Source organism: Bacillus sp. FDAARGOS_527 (genome assembly GCF_003812125.1).
Taxonomy (GTDB): domain Bacteria; phylum Bacillota; class Bacilli; order Bacillales; family Bacillaceae_G; genus Bacillus_A; species Bacillus_A paranthracis.
The window spans coordinates 413,549-430,186 of record NZ_CP033795.1; the positions used below are offsets into that span (position 1 = coordinate 413,549).

Sequence of the window (16,638 nt, forward strand, 5' to 3'; positions counted from 1 at the left end):
TATATAGCTGATTGTTATGCAATAAATGTGCTAGATGGAGACGTTTGGCTCTATTATTCAGAATTTCCTTTAGTTCAAATGAAAGATAAAAAATTTCATATGTCTTGGAATGAAATAAATGTAATTAAGGAAATACGGTCGGAAAGTTTTGCGGTTGCTCAGGACAAAGTAGTATTTATTACGCAAGATAAAAAGTTGGTTGTTTATGATTTAAATAATAATCATGTGCATGATGTGAATCTTCGTAATGAACTAGGAGAACCGATTCAATTTGTTGCTTATTATAGCCGCGGATCTGTTATGTATTTTCAGATGGATGATAGGCTGTATTATGTTGATACAATCAATATATGAGATGATAACAAAGCGCACTCAACAATCTGGGTGCGCTTTTTCATAACCGTTATATATTCCTCCTCATCAACTCCCCAACTTGCGTCGCAACAAACGCAACATCACTATCAATTTCGTCTAACACGTAAGATTCCAAAATGCCCATTACAGCCGTTCCTAAAAATTTTAAAATGATGTGTTTATCGATGTTGTTATTTATTGATGTGTTTGTGTTTAACTTTTTCTCTATTTCATCCATGATGAAAGTTAATAACTTTTTTTGAAACGATAATGTGCTGTTACTTTTAAATAACGCCGCGAAAAATGGTTTGTGTTCTTTGAAGTATTCAAACCATATGATCGTTCCTTCTATAAACCCTTTGTTTTGTTTCTCATAGCATATTTCTTTTAATTGGTCTAAATGATCGTCCACAATTTTATCTAATAAATTGTACTTATCTAGATAGTGTAAGTAAAAAGTTTTTCGCCCGATGTTTGCTTTTTCGGTAATGTTTTTTACTGTAATTTCGTCGAAACCATCTGTAATTAACATTTCTATAAATGCCGATTGAATGGCGTTTTGTGATTTTATAATTCTTCGATCGATTTTCTCCATATGGTGTTCCTCCGTTGTTGATACACATATTTCGTTATGTGTGTATTATCACCCAAATGTGTAAATGTGGTCATTGAAACAAGATTCTACTCATTTTATTATAAATATACACGTGAGTAATAACTCTCACAAGTGTAATATTAAATATGAGATAAGGGTGGTTTTATATATGGCAGTTACGAAGGAAAATGTACGATTTTATGCAAGAGGTTTACAAGTTGCAGGTATTTTGAACATTCCTGAAGGTGCTGAGGAAAAGAAACAAAATCCAGCGATTGTTTGTGTGCATCCAGGTAGTAGCTGTAAAGATCAAACAGCAGGATTGTATGCGGAAAGGTTAGCAGAACAAGGGTATGTAACACTTGCGTTTGATGCATCGTATCAAGGGGAAAGTGAAGGTGCACCGAGATATATGGAAGAGCCAGCTGCGCGAGTTGAGGATATTCGCTCAGCAGTAGATTATGTAACGACTCTACCTTATATAGATGAAGAACGTATCGGTGTGTTAGGTGTTTGTGCAGGCGGTGGTTATGCGGTAAATGCTGCGATGACAGAGCGCCGTATTAAAGCGGTTGGTACAGTTGTTGGTGCAAATATCGGTCGTTTAAATCGTGAGTCTAACCCGATTGGTGTGTTAGAGGCAATTAGTAAACAACGTACTGCTGAAGCACGCGGAGCAGAGGTAATGATTACAAATTGGATTCCTAAAAATCAGGAAGAGTTAGCGGCAGCAGGTATGACAGATATAGATATTGTAGAAGCAGTTGAGTATTACACAACGCCGCGAGGTCAAAGTGTGAACTCGCCAAATAAGTTAAACTTTACGAGTATGGGATCGGTAATTGGTTTTGATGCGTTCCATTTAGCAGATGCGTTATTAACGCAGCCACTGCAAATTATTGTCGGCAGTAAACAAGGTGCATTCGGTTCTTATAAAGATGGTCATGAGCTTTATGAGAAAGCAGCATCAGAGAAAAAAGACTTACTTGTTGTGGAAGGTGCGAGTCACTACGATTTATATGACCAACCAGAACCAGTAAAAATTGCAGTTGAAAAATTAACAAGCTTCTATAACGAAAATCTGTAAAAGTAATTTTGTTTTGAATTGCACCTCTAATTGTTAGGTTTGCATCTAGCAATTAGAGGTCTTTATTGTGAAGATTGCTGTGCTTAATATTTACGCTATAAGTGCATAACAAGATATAATAGAAGAAATGAATAAGGAGGCTAGTTGTGAAGAATCTTCGTTATCTCAATATATTTACGATATTAATTATATACACACTACTTATGCTCTACATCGGCTGGAACGGATGGGTTTGGCTTCATGCGGTATTTGGCTGGGAGTCTTGGGGATATTACGCTTTCGTTGTTGGCTTCATTTCCTATGCGTACATTCTCGTGCAAGTGTTTAAGTTTTTGCCTTTCCTACGAACGATAGGTTCGATTTGGTTTGCGGTTATACAATACGCGCTTATGTTATTGCCGTTAGCTAATATTACAGTCTTTCTTTTACAGTTTGTAGTAGAGAAAGAAGCGGCAATTATTTGGACAGGGGCAGCTGTGTTAGCTGCATTTATTTTTATCTTTGCGTACGGAGTATTTAATGCATATAGCCCGGTAGTAAGAAAGTATGAGGTGCACATTCCGAAAAAAGTAGAGGGACGTAAAAGCTTACGGATTGCGATGGCTTCTGATATGCATTTCGGTAAATTATCTGGCGTTTCGCATTTGAAAAGGCTTGTTCGTCATGTAAATGAAATGGAGCCTGATATTATTTTACTGCCAGGTGATATTATCGATGATCATCCAGGTGTGTTCATTCAAAAAAATATGGGACATATTATGAAACAAATGACAGCGCCACTAGGCGTATATGGTGTGTTAGGAAATCACGAATATTACGGACGAGCAGTTCCAGAATTCCTGCAAGAGATGGATAAGATCGATATTCGCATTTTATTAGATGAAGTAATTACAATTGAAGATCAGTTTTATCTCGTTGGAAGAAGAGATAAAACTGAGCGAGATCGCCAAAGTTTTGAAAATCTAATGAGTACAGTAGATAAAACGATGCCAGTTATCGCAATGGATCATCAACCATTCGAGTTAAAACAAGCAGCGGATGCTGGCGTAGATTTACTATTATCCGGTCACACGCACCGCGGACAAATGGCACCAAACCATATTGTAACGAGAAGAATGTACGAACTAGACTGGGGCTACGCACAAAAAGGTGCATTTCACGCAATTGTTTCTTCAGGCTTCGGATTTTGGGGACCACCGCTTAGACTTGGAAGTAGGTCGGAGATTGTACAGGTGGAAGTTACGTTTGAATAGTAGGATAGAGGGCCAGCTAATAACAGTTGGTCCTTTTTTCTTTAGTTTTTTCTAAAATCATATGTGTCCGTTTCTACATTTAATTTATGTTTATTAATCATCAATGTATGATCGTCTAACCATTTGACGGTTGCAGTTTCTTCACGATAATTCCAGTATATATTTTTCTTGTTCATAAACTTTTTATTATTTGTTACAAGCTCTCCTCTTATAGCATAGCTAGTTGTTGCTCCGCCATTATGCCTGTATATATGTAACGATACGTTTTATTTGGGGAGTGTATGGATTGAATCTTTTCACCGCCTGAAAGCCCAGATAAAGTGAAGAATTTCCAATATCCTAAACTAATTAATACAATAATGATTAATAGAATGGTAAAGAAAATCTTTTTCATGTTTCCCCTCTTTCCCTTAATAGCTATATATGTATTAAATCAAAAAAGAATGAAACTAACAATATTATCCTTTTTGAACTAGAATATGTATGTTCCTATTTTTAACGTCCTGTTCACGATGTAAACGAATCCTTTCTCGTGCTTGATTTGAATGAGGTTCTTTATTTTTTCAATAAAAAAAGGCTCCATATAAGGAGCACTCAATAAAAATAAATGAATTAAAACAAATAACAGACATGTATAATATACAACATTAGTAATTTAATATCAATATATTAAGATTTATTATTTATTTTGGTGTCAATTTCATAAAAGAGGTACGATTATAAGACGAGGTTGAAATAAAGGGGGATTACAATTGATCATATCAGATGTACTATACGGAGAACTTGAAGTGGATCAAGTGTTAGAAGAATTAATTTTAAGTAAGTCTGTGCAAAGACTTAAAGGTATTCATCAAACTGGCGCAAGTTATTTAGTGAACAAGGAATGGAATGTAACGCGCTTTGATCATTCAGTTGGCGTTATGTTGTTAATTAAGAAACTCGGTGGCTCAGTAGAGGAACAAATTGCTGGTTTACTGCACGACGTATCGCATACTGCTTTTTCTCATGTGATTGATTATGTTTTTGATAACAAAAATGAAAGTTATCATGAAGAAATATTTAGTGCTGTTGTGAAAAATTCAGAAATTCCAGCAATTCTTGCGAAGTATGGCTATAACTATGAAGAGATTTTGTTAGATGATTCGAAGTGGACGTTACTGGAAAGGTCAGCGCCAGAATTATGTGCAGACCGAGTGGATTATACGTTACGAGATATGTATACATATGGGTATATTTCTTTAGAAGAAGCTCACAGTTTTTTAGAAGATGTAATTGAAGTAAACAGAAAAATGGTCCTTCAAAATATCGAAATAGCAGAGTGGTTTACAGAAACGTATTACAAAGAAGTCATCGATTTCTTTATGCAACCAATGAATATTTATGGAAATGATATGTTAGCAAAAACGCTAAAGTTAGCTCTACACAAAAAGGTTATTCATGCAGATGATTTTCTTCTTGAAGATGATGAGCTAATTTCGAAATTGCAGCAATGTAGTGATTCAGAAGTACATGCTTTATTAAGCAAAGTCCACCCGAATGTAATAGTAAAAGAAGATAGAAACGATTACGATTTGTATCAGAAAAATAAAGTACGTCTTATTGATCCACCGTTACTTTGTGAAGGGGAAGTCGTTCCATCGTCTGTTGTGTCAGAAAACATAAGACAGATGAGTGATAGCGCTTATGAAAAAGCGGTGAAAGGGATGTATGTGAAAGTGATTTCAGATTAAAAAGGAGAGCATCACTCCTAGATGCTCTCCTTTTCCCACATCACTGATCAAACCAATTCCAAACCTCAATATCTCCAAGAGTTGCATAACGAACGTGCGGCGAGTTTTGTAATTTTAATAACTCTTTCGACGGGCCAGTAATGACAATGCCATATACTTTTACGCCGTTATCTTTTACATACTCATAACGTTTATCTAAGTTCAGCTCTTTTTCAGGAGTCCAAGTAGTTTTACTTACAGTTTTTTTATGCTCAGAAAGAATGCGCATCATTTCGATTACCTCATCTTCTTTTGTCTTCGGTCGTTCTGCTTCACTATCAGGGAGGTTTATATGTTCTGGAAATCCGATAACCTCTCCGCCATGTAGGATGAAATCTTCCTCATCTATTCTCTCTTGTCCTGTGTCTAAAGCGTACCATACAGGAGTTGGTGGCATTTCTTGTGCTTCAAATGTGCTATATAGAATGGATTCTAATTCTTGTAAAGTGTAAGGTTTGTCAAAAGATATCGCTACTTCTGCAACGGTGCCCTCATGTATCTTTCCGAGTGTACTCCAAACTTTTTTAGAGATTTCTTTCAAATGATCACCTTGCTTTATTTTCGGATGAACAAAGGAAAGTTTAGAGTAATTCAATTTGTTTGCCCAAGATTTATTTGTAGCAGTTACAGACGATAAGAAGCTTTTCGTTGTTACTGTACCGAATTGAACTTCTTTTTTGCCGACAGTTTTAACTAAATTCATTTCATTTTCTGTACGGAAAAAGGGTTTGATTTTTGTACTGCCTCCAGTGGAACGACTATTTGGAATTGTTGCTTCTAGTGCGAGTGCTGGAATCTCATTTACTTCAGCTAACTTTTTCATATTATTGAAGTAAAGAGAAGATGAAAAATGCTCGACAAAATAGATCGCTATACAAACCGCAAGGACAAAACTAACGGTTTGCCAACGTTGTTTCCATTTTATTTTCCAAAACGGAACTTTCAGGTTTTGTGGTGGTAGTTTTTTCTTTATTGTTTCACTTTTTGAAAGCAATTGATCTAAGTAAGCCTCGCATTCTTCACATGTCTCAATATGATTTTCTAACAGTTTCTGTTCATCATGCGTGAGCGTTCCGTTTTCGTACTTCTCCCATAGTTTTTTAAATTCTGTACAACCCATCCGTATCACTCCTTTATGCTTTTCATTTCTTTTCGACCACGGTGTAATTCAATTTTCACTTTCGCTAGTGAGAGACCGGTCATCTCTGCTATTTCTTTATATGAGAATCCGTAGTAATCTCGTAGTAACAGAACATTTCGTCTTTCAAGCGGAAGAGAAGATAAACCTTCTAACCAACTAGCAATCTCATGTTTTACGAAATATTCATGTTCTGTACTTGGTACGTTTGGTAAATGGAATTCTTCCACTGTAGTTGTTTTATATTTTTTCTCTTTTCGATACCAATCGATAAAGGCGTTGTAGGCAATTGTAAATAACCACGGTCTAATTTCTTCGCCTTTGTAATAGTCAATATGGACGAGCATGCGGTAAAAGGTTTCTTGCATGAGATCTTCAGCAAAATGGGAATCTCCGGTTAGGGAGAGAAGATAGCGAAATAAATCTTGCATATGTTCTGAATAAATTTCTTCTAATGATTGTTTACGTTTCACTACATTTCCCTCCCTTCACACATAACAACGAAAAACATATAAAAAAGTTACAATTTTTTATGGAATTATAGTAAAAAACGTCAAGAATTGGATAAGATTCTCTTTTATCATAATACATATAAGGCGGGTGAACAGAGATGGAAAGCTATGAAACACAAATTCAAAGGTCCATTGATTATATTGAGGAAGATGTAATGGAAAAACAGACGCTGCGTAAGTTAGCTCGCATTGCAGGTTTTTCTGAGTCGCATTTTCATCGTGTATTCCAGGCGTTAGTAGGTGATACGGTAATGGAGTATGTTCGAAAGAGGAGGTTAGCCCGGGCAGCTTATCAACTTTCTCATACGGATGAAAAAATTATTGATATTGCATTTGAGCATGGCTTTCAATCTCACGAAACGTTCACGAGAGCCTTTAAAAAATTATTTCAAATGACACCGAGTGAATATCGAAAGCAAGAAATAGAAACGCCGATGTATTACAGCGTGAATGTAAAGCAAAGAAAATTAAATCCGTATTTAGGGGGCATACAAATGGAATATCGTATTGTAAATAAACAAGAATTTTTAGTGGCGGGTTATGAACTGAAGACGACAAGTAAAGAAGGGAAGAACCATCAAGACATTCCAGCATTTTGGCAAGAATATTTACAAAAAGATCTTGGAACAACGATTCCGAATCGTAAAGATACGAGCCAATGGGTAGAGCTTGGATTATGTACTGATTTTAATTTAGAAACAGGGGACTTCACTTATATTATCGGAATGGAAGTTACAGACTTTGAAAATGTACCAAATGAAATTGCAAAGCGTAAGTTCCCAGTAGCAACATATGCAGTATTTACAACGCCGAAAGTTCCTCATGAAGAAATGGTATCGTCTATTCACCAAACATGGAATGCAGTATTCTCAGAGTGGTTCCCGCATTCAGGATACGAACATTGCGGCGTTACAGAGTTTGAATTATACGATGAGCGTTGCCACGAAGATAAAAGTGAGTTCGCTCAAGTAGAACTTTGGATACCGGTGAAGAAAAAATAATAGATTGAGAGCGAGTCATTGAGAAATGGTTCGCTTTTTTATAAAGGGGGAAATAGGACGATGTTCAAAAAACTAGAATGTGTATCTATACATACGAAGGATATAGAAAAATCCGTTTTTTTCTATAAAGAAATGGGAATGGAGCAAAACTGGATTATAGAGAGAGAACTAGAAGAAGGGGTTATTTGGACGTTAATCGGATTGAAGTTTCCAGATGAGAAAAGTTCGAAGTTAGTAATAAGCAATCATCCGGATATTCATTTTATGGAAGTCGAAGTATTAGTAGAAGATGTGCAACAAACGTATGAAAGTTTAAAAGATACTAAAGATGTTAAATGGATTCGTGAACCATTTCCAACAGAATCAGGACACGTTGCGGTAATGGAAGCACCTGATGAGAATGTGTTTGTATTGGTAGGAAAATAGCTGAAGTATGGAGTGACCTTTCATAGTGAGTTATGGAAGGTTATTTTTATGAGTGGATTGTTAAATTTGTATTGCTTTATCTTGTAATACATTCGAAAATGGTAAAATAAAATAGCAATTAAATATTGCGGGTGGAAGGTTATGCCCTTTCTTCATTTGGTGAAGAAAGGAGGTGTAATCGTATGGAATTTCTTTTGCAAATTTTGTTGGAAATCACAAAAACTATAGCTAGAGAAGGTATAGTTATGGGATTTAAGAAATTAACGGCAAAAAAGCGCAAAAAGAAGACCACCCGTCTGCCTGCGAAGCGTGGGAAGTCTTCTAAGCGCAAATAAGCTTTAGTTGCAACCTTCCACCTTGCGGTAATTAGTTGCAGTGACGGGGTGTTGGAAGCACCTCGTCTACTTCATTTTATGCAAAACTTAGTTAGTTTATACTTCTATTTATAGTATAACAGTTTAGAAATGTATTTGTTAATAGTTTTATTTTTACTTTGTATAGTAGAGGAAGTAGGTTAGCGTTGTCGGTTTTTGTCGGTAAGTCGATATATCTAGAAAATCGCTGATATAATTTGAGTTGCGCCGATATATTCAAAAAATCGCCGATATAATTTCATATACCGCTAAAACACTTTAAAAAACGATCCGTATAATTTCATATACCGCCGAACGCCTCTATAAGAAAAGACGCCACATAGCGCCTTTTCTACGAACGAAACGGAAACACAAGTATAATTGTCGTTCCTTTTCCAAGTTCGCTATCGATAGAAATCGTTCCGTTATGAGCATGAACGAGCTGCTTTGTAATGGCGAGGCCAAGTCCCGTTCCGATGTTGCTTTCTTCTGTATTCGTTCCTCTGTAATATCGCTCAAATAGAAGCTCTTTCGTTTTATCATCCATTCCTTTTCCATTATCTGAAATAGATAGTGTGAATGAAGTAGCGTTTTGCGAAAGTTTTACGATGACATTAGTCGTTTCATTATTATGTTTTACCGCGTTTACGAGTAAGTTTTCGATAATACGTTGGAACCATTTTTCTTCAATGAAATATTGAATTTTATTTGAGCTTGGTACGAACTCAATATTTTGATTTTGAAGTGTCGGATTATTAATGAATTGTAATAATACTTTTTGGACGAATTGATTCATTTCAATGTTTACATGCTGTGCAGGAAGACTATTATTTTTTAATTGATACGTTAAGCTTAAGTCATCAATTAGTGTGGTCATATATTGAGATTTCTCTTTCATAACGCTACCGAATTGCTGAATGTCACGATCAGTCCAGTTATACTGTTTTGATTCTAGTAATAATGCGTAGCCGTATATAGAACTTAGTGGTGTTTTTAAATCGTGCGTTAGACCAGTAATCCATTCTTCACGTGTTTGCTGCAGTACTTGCCTCATCGCATCATTTTTTTTGAGTGTAATAGAAAGGTGCTCTAGTGAATTTGTAACATCACTAAATAAGCGGAATGACCATTTTTCTTTACCAGATTTCCTGAACCTGATAGGTTTTCCTTTTTTACTAACAGGCTCTTCGTACTTTCCACCAGCTATGTTTTTAAGCCAGCGCATCGCATGTAATAACGGTTTTCCAAATTTATTACCGTACCAAATAGAAAGAATGACTAAATAAACAAATACGATAAGAAGGATTAATCCGCATCCGATTAGAAACTTTTTAGCAAATACATCGTCTATTTCATCATCTGGGTAGTAGTACTCATTTTTGGCAGTTACAACGAGAAGATGATTGCTATTTGTGTCATAAAAGCTAGACGTGTTTTCCTTATGATTCCACGGCTCTTTTTCGCTAAGAGCGGCTTGTATAACAGAAAATGTTTTTTTCTTTCCGTTTGGATAGGAGAATACTTCTTCGCCAACGCTATTAAAGATTTGAAGTGTTGCTTTTTCTTTAGAAAGTAACTGTTTTTCTTCTTCTGTTAATGTGAACGAATCTGTAGATACAGAAGGGTGCGCTTTCTGGATTGTTTTTAGTAATGCATTGCTTTTTAACATACCACCGTAAATAACAAGTACGTTTTTTTCTTCTAATTCAATTTCCCAATATGAAAATGTATAAGGACTTTCTATGTGATTCTGTATATACGAGAATAAAGATGTTTTCGTATAAGATGTCGGTACGTCACTAGGTGTATTAAAGTGATAGAGAACTTTTCCGTTTTCCTCTACAACTTGAATCCAATCATTTTTCTCTTTAATTAAGTCTTTTACTTCAGCTTTTAACGAAATATCGCCATCTTCTGAAGAAATGTATCTTGCAATCATAAAATTTTCAGCATCTGGAATGTTAGGTTCGTATGAAGTACTCGTAACAAGAAAAATTAAATACGTGAATGCAGCTACTACAGCAATCAGTAATGTAACTAAAACAAATACGTGTTGCATGATAAACTGGATAATAAGTCGTTTATTAAAGTTCATATCGTCACCCTACTTTGTAATGAACTTATAGCCAAGCCCGCGAACGGTTTTTATATATTCTGGTTTACTTGGGTCTTGTTCAATTTTTTCACGTAGTTTTCGAATGTGGACCATAACGGTATTATCATCGCCATTATAGGCAGGTGCTCCCCAAACTTTCTCGTATATTTCTTCTTTCGAAAATACGTAGTTCGGATTCTCGCAAAAGAAGAGTAATAGCTGAAATAGCTGGGCGGAACATTCGACAACATGTCCATTTACTGTAAGCTCTGCGGAATATCGATCAATTTCAAATCTGCCAAATGAACTGGATTGTGCTTTTTGTTCGTGTGGCATAACTTGCTTCATATGTCTTCGGAGTTGTGCTTTCATACGAGCTACTACTTCAAGTGGATTAAATGGCTTCGTAATATAATCATCTGCACCGTGTGAAAATCCAGATATTTTATCTAAATCAGATGTTTTAGCTGTGAGGAAGAAGATAGGGCAATCTGTTTTTTTGCGAATGATTGGACAAATATCAAAACCAGATTGTCCAGGAAGCATGACATCTAAAATAATTAAATCGTAATCGTTTTGCTGAGTAAGAGATAAAGCCATTTCAGCTGATGTTGCAGTTGTAATATGAGAAAAACCTTCTTTTTCAAGAATGGTAGTTAGTAATTGTAAAATTGCTGTTTCATCATCAACGAGCAAAATATTTGCTTCATACATAAAAATCCCTCCTAATTTCCTCGAATATCATATCATCTTTCGGTAACTTATGGAATTTTTAAGGAAATTTTAAGGTTTTCTTTCTCAAAAAATTAAGAATCAAATGATATGATAAAAGTAACATAGGGGAGGAGATGAGTGTGAATCCGTTTCAAACGATGCGAGCTAGATATTTTTTAATTGTATTTGCACTATTAACTGTAGTTGCAAGAGCCAGTAATGAATTGATAGAAAATACATTTCATATGCAAAATTCTACTTTTATAAATATTCTTATATTCTATATCCTGCCGATTATGTGGATCTTTTTTGAGTATAAAAAACACCGTGTTGCATTTTCATTATTTATTAATAGAAATGAAACATTTAACCTGGTGCAAGTTTTATACATTACGATTATGTTATGTGTGTTTAGTTATGGATATCTTATTTTGTACATGTATAGCTTTGCATGGATTACACCGACATTTATTATGAACGCATTACGCGAACCGATTATGGATAGCACTGGAGGATATGTTTATCAAGTTATTATGGTCGTATTCATCGCACCAATTATTGGGGAATTTGTTTTTCGCGGATTTTTACTGCAACGCTTCGCAGCAAAATGGGGAACGAGTATAGCAATCATTGTTGTAGCGATATTATTTGCATTGTTACACGTTGATTTTCTAGGCGCAGTTGTATTTAGCATTGTACTATCAATCGTATATATTCGTACGAATAGCTTACTCATGCCAATTGCTATTCACATGTTAAACAATGCATTTGTAATTGGTCTTTCTTTTCTAATAAATAAAGAAGAGATAATGAGTTTTGCAGATTTCTCAAATTATACGACGTTCTTTCCAGGACTTATTATTTTTATAACAGGATTAAACTTAGTACTCATCTTTTTATTTGTTAACCGCAAGTATTGGAGTAAAGAAATGCCCGCTATATATGTAGAGCAGGAAAAAAGTTTTTCAGACGTAGTGGGGAGTAAATGAGATGAAGAAGACGATTGAAAAAATATTGAAAGACATTATAGATGCTACGTCTCTTACAGATATGTGTGATAAAAGCGTTTGTCATTGGCTGCAACCTGTAGTAGATACGATTGTGTTTCCAGAGTATTACTTATTTTCTAGTACGCATGTAAAAGAAAATATTATTTCTCTTCTCATTGTGTTAGGAGTTTTACTACTATTTGGTCTAATTGTAGAAGAAATGATGAAGCGCATCTTCAGAAAGAATGAAGAGAAGTATATGTGGGTTCATAAAGTATTCGAGAAAGTAATAGTGGCTTTCCTTTTGTTTTATAGTATGAAAGCAATCATTTACTTTATAGCCTTGAAACATCATTAATTCAAAATGTGAAAGGGATGTATAAAATTATATGAATGAAACAATATCATCAAATAAGTTTTTTTATTTGATTGTGCTTAGTATAGTGCTAATAACGACAGTCAACGTTATTCTTCGCTGGGAGGAAGCTTATTTCTTTATGTATTTAGCACTTCATTTGCTAGGGATTTTATGTATTAGTGGCGGTGTAGTTGCTGAAAAAAAGAGTGAAGAAAGCGTTAATTATATGTGTGTGACCGGCCTTATTTTACTTTTAGCTGTACAAGGTATTATGAAATATAGTTCTTTTTCTTTACAAGATTTTAGCTTATTAATGGATGTACTTCCTTAAGGAGGCACGTTATGTTATCTAAGAAGCAAATAGGATATGTACTAGTTTTAATTGGATTTTTTACGCTTATTGTAACGACTTTATTTTTTCAAGACTATGAATATATACGCTATATAAAAGGCGCTGGTTTAATATGCTGGGTTGTAAGTACGTTTCTTATCCCAGAGTATGAACCGAAGAAAGCGTCTAAAGGTAGGTAAAACTCTTCTATTTGTAGAAGAGTTTTTTTATGTAAATAAAAGGATCTCGAGCAATTCGCGTAATAAGCTTGTTCTAATTTAGCATGTACGAACTTACAATAATAATAGACAGGCAGCATAGAGGAGGGAATAGCGTGAGGAAGGTTATCGGGTGGTCGCTTTTTTTGTACGTTGGGTTTGCGTTATTTATATATTGGTATTTATTTGGATGGAATCATGAACTAATTCCTGACATGTACAAAGGAACGAGTGCAGATCCAGAAACGTTTATGAATGCAAGAGAGCTTACGCTAAGCCAAGATTATTCGCGCGTGAAAAATTTACTGTATTTTTTAGCGACGCCTCTTGAATGGATTATTTTATTATTTGTACTTGTGCTCGGTATTTCAAAAAAGTTTGAGAAATGGTCGAAGGAAACGACGAAAATAAGTGTCCTGCAAGTTGCGATTTATTTCTTTTATTTATCATTACTTACAACAGTTCTTGCCCTGCCAATGCAATGGATTAGCCGAAAAGTGTCCGTTGATTACGGCATTTCAACGCAAAGTACACAAAGCTGGATAAAAGATCATGTTATCGGTTTTTGGGAGAGCTATGCGACGATGTTAATTGTAGTTGCCGTTCTGTTATGGCTTATCCGTAAATTCCCGAAGAGATGGTGGTTAGCAGGGTGGGCGCTCTCTGTTCCGTTTACAATCTTTTTAACATTTATACAACCTGTTGTGATTGATCCGCTATATAACGATTTCTCGACGCTGAAAAATAAAGAGTTAGAAACGAAAATTTTAGCGATGGCAGATAAAGCTGACATTCCGGCAAAACACGTATATGAAGTAAATATGTCGGAAAAAACGAATGCGTTAAATGCTTACGTAACAGGAATTGGGCCTAATGCCCGAATTGTAATGTGGGATACAACGCTTAAGCAATTAAAAGATAAAGAGATTTTATTTATAATGGCCCATGAAATGGGGCATTATGTTATGAAACATATATATTGGGGCGTTGCGAGTTATGTGTTGCTATCGTTTATAGGGATGTACCTCATTAGTCGTATTATAAATATGTGTATTCGAAAATGGGGGGATACGCTGCAAATTTCAAAAGCAGCATGTTTCTCAATTTTACCTTTATTTTTCTTAATTTCTTCTGTCCTCTCTTTTGTATCACAACCAGCAACAAACTATGTTTCTCGTATAGAAGAACGAGCGGCAGACCAATATGCTTTAGACATGACGAAGGACGGGAAATCTGGTGTAAAAACGTTTCAATATTTATCAAAAACGAGTTTAAGCCAAGTAAATCCTCCTGCGTTAGTGAAGTTTTTCTTATACACACATCCACCAATTTTCGAAAGAATTCATACATTTGAACAATATGAAAAGGAAAAGAAGCGGTAGTGTACTGCTTCTTTTTTTATGCGTTATTCGAGTTTTGGAAAATTATAGTGTATAATATATGGAATATTCAGTGAAATGTTTAGGAGGTTAATATTTTGTTTCATTCAAAATCAATGCCGGCTATAAAAATGATCCTTTCGATGTCTATTTTCGGATCAATTGGATTTTTCTCTGTTCAAACAGGTTTACCGTCTTTTGAATTAGTATTCGTTCGTTGTATTTGTGCGACTATATTTTTAGCATTATGTTGGCTCGTAACAGGACAATATAAAAGTGAGCAATGGAATAAAAAAGAAGTCATGCAAATATTAGCATGCGGTGTATTTCTCGTTTTTAACTGGGTATTTTTATTTAAAGCATTTGAAGTTATGTCGATTACAATTGCGATTTCAGTTTATCATCTAGCACCTATTATCGTATTAATGATTGGTAGTATTGTATTTAAAGAGAGACTTACAATGTTTGCTGTTTTGTCCATTGTTATTTGTTTTATCGGTACAGTGTTAGTGGCTGGAGTAGATGGAAGTCTATCACTTGAAAAACTGATGTCATCTGGCATGGTATGGGCACTACTTGCGGCACTATTTTATGCTTTTACTACTTTACTAGGAAAAGGAATTCAGCATACGAGCGCCTATGCGATGACATTTTTACAAACATTTTTAGGTATATTTTTATTGCTACCATTCGTAGACTTTGGCAAGTTTCAAGGGTTAACAGAGATGAATTGGATGATGATTACAGCGACAGGTCTTATACATACGGGATTTGTATATTACTTATTTTTTGACAGTTTAAGAGATTTATCGACGAGATTAATTTCTGTATTAGTGTTCTTAGATCCTGCGGTTGCAATACTATTAGATATAGTCTTTACCGGGTTTAGACCGACTAGTATGCAAATAGTAGGAATTGTTCTTATATTTGTAGGAATGGCATTTACTTTTCGAAAAACGAAGGATGAAAAAATAGTAGTAGAAGAAAAATTCTATTCTTAATTGTAAATAATTATGTTGAAATGAATTTATAATTTTCAGATTTATTGTATAATATAATTTGCAGGGAAATAAAGGAAAAGGTAGATGAGAGAGATGAAAAAGCTAGTAAAGATAGCGACATCGTTAACACTAATGGGAGGAATATTTGTAGGTGCAAATGGTGTGTCTGCAAATACAGGTATTATCCAAAAATCTAGTCCTAATATTATGATAAAGTTTGATGATGTAACAACAGATCATTGGGCATATGATGAAATTACAAATTTAGTATATCATCGCATTATGTATGGCTATGGAAATGGTAAGTTTGGGACGGAAGATCATATAACACGTGAACAAGCGGCAGCAGTATTGTACCGCGCACTTCATGTGAAAAGAAGTGCGACTATTGGAAATCCATATGGAGATATTAGTGCGAAATCAACCATGTTCCCTTACGAAATTTTACGCTTAACACAGCTTGGTATTTTTAAAGGAGACGAAAATGAGAATTTCCGTCCGAAAGATACATTGACCCGTGCAGAATTAGCACAAATTTTAACGAAAGCATATGATTTGAAAACAAAGAGTCCACATACATTTACAGATATACCAGAAAATCATTGGGCAAGGGATGCAATTAGCGTATTGCAGTCTAATAAAGTAGCGGTAGGAACAGGAGATGGCAAGTTCCAGCCTGAAATGCTCGTTACACGTGGGCAATTTGCAAAGTTTTTACAACGATCAATTGATAATTCTCCAGGGAAAATGGAATAGATAAAGAGAAAGCTCATAATTTGTGGAAGAGGTATCTTTCGCTCATTATGAGCTTTTGTTAATAGAGAGGCTACTATTGTCGTATGTTGTAGTTAAGTCGATATAATTGCATTTTTTGTCTAGAAAATGAACTCTTAAAACGTGAAGGATTTCTTTTGAAAAAAGTAGAATATTTATATTATAGAAACACCTTTACATGAATACAGGAAAGAAAATTAGTTTGCGTACAATTCGGTATAAAAATTGAAATTGAGAGCGAATTGGCTCTCCTTTAGTAGTGATTTTCACAATAATAGATTTTTTAAATGT

At 35.0% G+C, this 16,638-nt stretch carries 18 protein-coding genes and 2 pseudogenes; 14 read left to right on the forward strand and 6 right to left on the reverse strand.

All coding sequences use genetic code 11. The annotated features are described in order from the left end of the window. Positions 1-3: 3 nt before the first annotated feature. Positions 4-354: pseudogene (locus EGX95_RS04420) on the forward strand (hypothetical protein); the annotation flags it as partial. A gap of 49 nt (positions 355-403) precedes the next feature. On the opposite strand, the gene EGX95_RS04425 reads toward EGX95_RS04420, so the two are convergent. Then, positions 404-949 (reverse strand): TetR/AcrR family transcriptional regulator, encoded by a 546-nt coding sequence (locus EGX95_RS04425; protein ID WP_000411000.1) that lies wholly within the window; start codon positions 947-949, stop codon positions 404-406. 169 nt (positions 950-1,118) lie between these two features. Here EGX95_RS04425 and EGX95_RS04430 point away from each other — a divergent pair, with 169 nt between their 5' ends. After that, positions 1,119-2,036 carry an alpha/beta hydrolase gene (locus tag EGX95_RS04430; protein WP_000301541.1) on the forward strand — a complete coding sequence of 306 codons (918 nt, stop codon included), beginning with the start codon at positions 1,119-1,121 and terminating at the stop codon, positions 2,034-2,036. 146 nt (positions 2,037-2,182) lie between these two features. Then, positions 2,183-3,289 (forward strand): metallophosphoesterase, encoded by a 1,107-nt coding sequence (locus EGX95_RS04435; protein WP_000793759.1) that lies wholly within the window; start codon positions 2,183-2,185, stop codon positions 3,287-3,289. A 41-nt stretch (positions 3,290-3,330) separates the two neighbouring features. On the opposite strand, the pseudogene EGX95_RS04440 reads toward EGX95_RS04435, so the two are convergent. Beyond that, positions 3,331-3,683 (reverse strand): annotated as a pseudogene (locus EGX95_RS04440) (DUF5412 family protein). A 358-nt stretch (positions 3,684-4,041) separates the two neighbouring features. Here EGX95_RS04440 and EGX95_RS04445 point away from each other — a divergent pair. Next, on the forward strand, positions 4,042-5,019 hold the full coding sequence (locus tag EGX95_RS04445) for an HD domain-containing protein (protein WP_000587084.1): 978 nt from the start codon (positions 4,042-4,044) through the stop codon (positions 5,017-5,019). A gap of 40 nt (positions 5,020-5,059) precedes the next feature. Here the strand turns inward: EGX95_RS04445 and EGX95_RS04450 are convergent, their stop codons facing one another. Beyond that, positions 5,060-6,178, reverse strand: coding sequence for an anti-sigma factor (locus EGX95_RS04450; RefSeq protein WP_000501928.1), 1,119 nt, complete (start codon positions 6,176-6,178; stop codon positions 5,060-5,062). Between the two features lie 5 nt (positions 6,179-6,183). Beyond that, positions 6,184-6,669, reverse strand: a complete 486-nt coding sequence (locus EGX95_RS04455) for an RNA polymerase sigma factor (RefSeq protein WP_000823994.1) — start codon at positions 6,667-6,669, stop codon at positions 6,184-6,186. Positions 6,670-6,806: 137 nt separating this feature from the next. Between EGX95_RS04455 and EGX95_RS04465 the strand changes: the two genes are divergently transcribed. From EGX95_RS04465 to EGX95_RS30235, 3 genes are all read left to right on the forward strand, one after another. Then, positions 6,807-7,709 (forward strand): AraC family transcriptional regulator, encoded by a 903-nt coding sequence (locus EGX95_RS04465; protein ID WP_000446823.1) that lies wholly within the window; start codon positions 6,807-6,809, stop codon positions 7,707-7,709. Positions 7,710-7,769: 60 nt separating this feature from the next. Then, a complete protein-coding gene (locus tag EGX95_RS04470; protein WP_000473630.1) occupies positions 7,770-8,135 on the forward strand; it encodes a VOC family protein in 366 nt (121 codons plus the stop codon). A gap of 182 nt (positions 8,136-8,317) precedes the next feature. Continuing rightward, a complete protein-coding gene (locus tag EGX95_RS30235; protein ID WP_000394950.1) occupies positions 8,318-8,470 on the forward strand; it encodes a hypothetical protein in 153 nt (50 codons plus the stop codon). Between the two features lie 370 nt (positions 8,471-8,840). Here the strand turns inward: EGX95_RS30235 and EGX95_RS04475 are convergent, their stop codons facing one another. Further along, positions 8,841-10,583 carry a sensor histidine kinase gene (locus EGX95_RS04475; protein WP_001010465.1) on the reverse strand — a complete coding sequence of 581 codons (1,743 nt, stop codon included), beginning with the start codon at positions 10,581-10,583 and terminating at the stop codon, positions 8,841-8,843. Positions 10,584-10,592: 9 nt separating this feature from the next. Further along, complete coding sequence (locus EGX95_RS04480; protein WP_000272690.1) at positions 10,593-11,297, reverse strand: response regulator transcription factor; 705 nt, start codon at positions 11,295-11,297, stop codon at positions 10,593-10,595. Positions 11,298-11,431: 134 nt separating this feature from the next. On the opposite strand from EGX95_RS04480, the gene EGX95_RS04485 reads away from it, so the two are divergent. The 7 genes from EGX95_RS04485 to EGX95_RS04515 all read left to right on the forward strand — a co-directional run bounded on the left by EGX95_RS04485 (position 11,432) and on the right by EGX95_RS04515 (position 16,329). After that, positions 11,432-12,286, forward strand: a complete 855-nt coding sequence (locus EGX95_RS04485; protein WP_002027206.1) for a CPBP family intramembrane glutamic endopeptidase — start codon at positions 11,432-11,434, stop codon at positions 12,284-12,286. A gap of 1 nt (position 12,287) precedes the next feature. Beyond that, a complete protein-coding gene (locus tag EGX95_RS04490; protein ID WP_000750873.1) occupies positions 12,288-12,644 on the forward strand; it encodes a hypothetical protein in 357 nt (118 codons plus the stop codon). Between the two features lie 31 nt (positions 12,645-12,675). Next, positions 12,676-12,975, forward strand: coding sequence for a hypothetical protein (locus EGX95_RS04495; protein ID WP_001006054.1), 300 nt, complete (start codon positions 12,676-12,678; stop codon positions 12,973-12,975). Positions 12,976-12,986: 11 nt separating this feature from the next. Then, complete coding sequence (locus EGX95_RS04500; RefSeq protein ID WP_000949420.1) at positions 12,987-13,175, forward strand: hypothetical protein; 189 nt, start codon at positions 12,987-12,989, stop codon at positions 13,173-13,175. 134 nt (positions 13,176-13,309) lie between these two features. Then, positions 13,310-14,575, forward strand: coding sequence for a M48 family metallopeptidase (locus EGX95_RS04505; RefSeq protein ID WP_001233281.1), 1,266 nt, complete (start codon positions 13,310-13,312; stop codon positions 14,573-14,575). Between the two features lie 95 nt (positions 14,576-14,670). Beyond that, the gene (locus EGX95_RS04510; protein WP_000469091.1) at positions 14,671-15,573 is read left to right on the forward strand and encodes a DMT family transporter; all 903 of its coding nucleotides are present in this window, start codon (positions 14,671-14,673) and stop codon (positions 15,571-15,573) included. An 84-nt stretch (positions 15,574-15,657) separates the two neighbouring features. After that, positions 15,658-16,329, forward strand: a complete 672-nt coding sequence (locus EGX95_RS04515) for an S-layer homology domain-containing protein (protein WP_001208792.1) — start codon at positions 15,658-15,660, stop codon at positions 16,327-16,329. Positions 16,330-16,638: the final 309 nt, after the last annotated feature.

Bases quoted from the DNA above. Each gene is read 5' to 3' on its own strand.
- EGX95_RS04425 (WP_000411000.1), bottom strand. From the start codon at position 949: ATGGAGAAAATCGATCGAAGAATTATAAAATCACAAAACGCCATTCAA.
- EGX95_RS04430 (WP_000301541.1), top strand. From the start codon at position 1,119: ATGGCAGTTACGAAGGAAAATGTACGATTTTATGCAAGAGGTTTACAA.
- EGX95_RS04450 (WP_000501928.1), bottom strand. From the start codon at position 6,178: ATGGGTTGTACAGAATTTAAAAAACTATGGGAGAAGTACGAAAACGGA.
- EGX95_RS04465 (WP_000446823.1), top strand. From the start codon at position 6,807: ATGGAAAGCTATGAAACACAAATTCAAAGGTCCATTGATTATATTGAG.
- EGX95_RS04470 (WP_000473630.1), top strand. From the start codon at position 7,770: ATGTTCAAAAAACTAGAATGTGTATCTATACATACGAAGGATATAGAA.
- EGX95_RS30235 (WP_000394950.1), top strand. From the start codon at position 8,318: ATGGAATTTCTTTTGCAAATTTTGTTGGAAATCACAAAAACTATAGCT.
- EGX95_RS04475 (WP_001010465.1), bottom strand. From the start codon at position 10,583: ATGAACTTTAATAAACGACTTATTATCCAGTTTATCATGCAACACGTA.
- EGX95_RS04480 (WP_000272690.1), bottom strand. From the start codon at position 11,297: ATGTATGAAGCAAATATTTTGCTCGTTGATGATGAAACAGCAATTTTA.
- EGX95_RS04485 (WP_002027206.1), top strand. From the start codon at position 11,432: ATGAGTGTGAATCCGTTTCAAACGATGCGAGCTAGATATTTTTTAATT.
- EGX95_RS04490 (WP_000750873.1), top strand. From the start codon at position 12,288: ATGAAGAAGACGATTGAAAAAATATTGAAAGACATTATAGATGCTACG.
- EGX95_RS04495 (WP_001006054.1), top strand. From the start codon at position 12,676: ATGAATGAAACAATATCATCAAATAAGTTTTTTTATTTGATTGTGCTT.
- EGX95_RS04500 (WP_000949420.1), top strand. From the start codon at position 12,987: ATGTTATCTAAGAAGCAAATAGGATATGTACTAGTTTTAATTGGATTT.
- EGX95_RS04515 (WP_001208792.1), top strand. From the start codon at position 15,658: ATGAGAGAGATGAAAAAGCTAGTAAAGATAGCGACATCGTTAACACTA.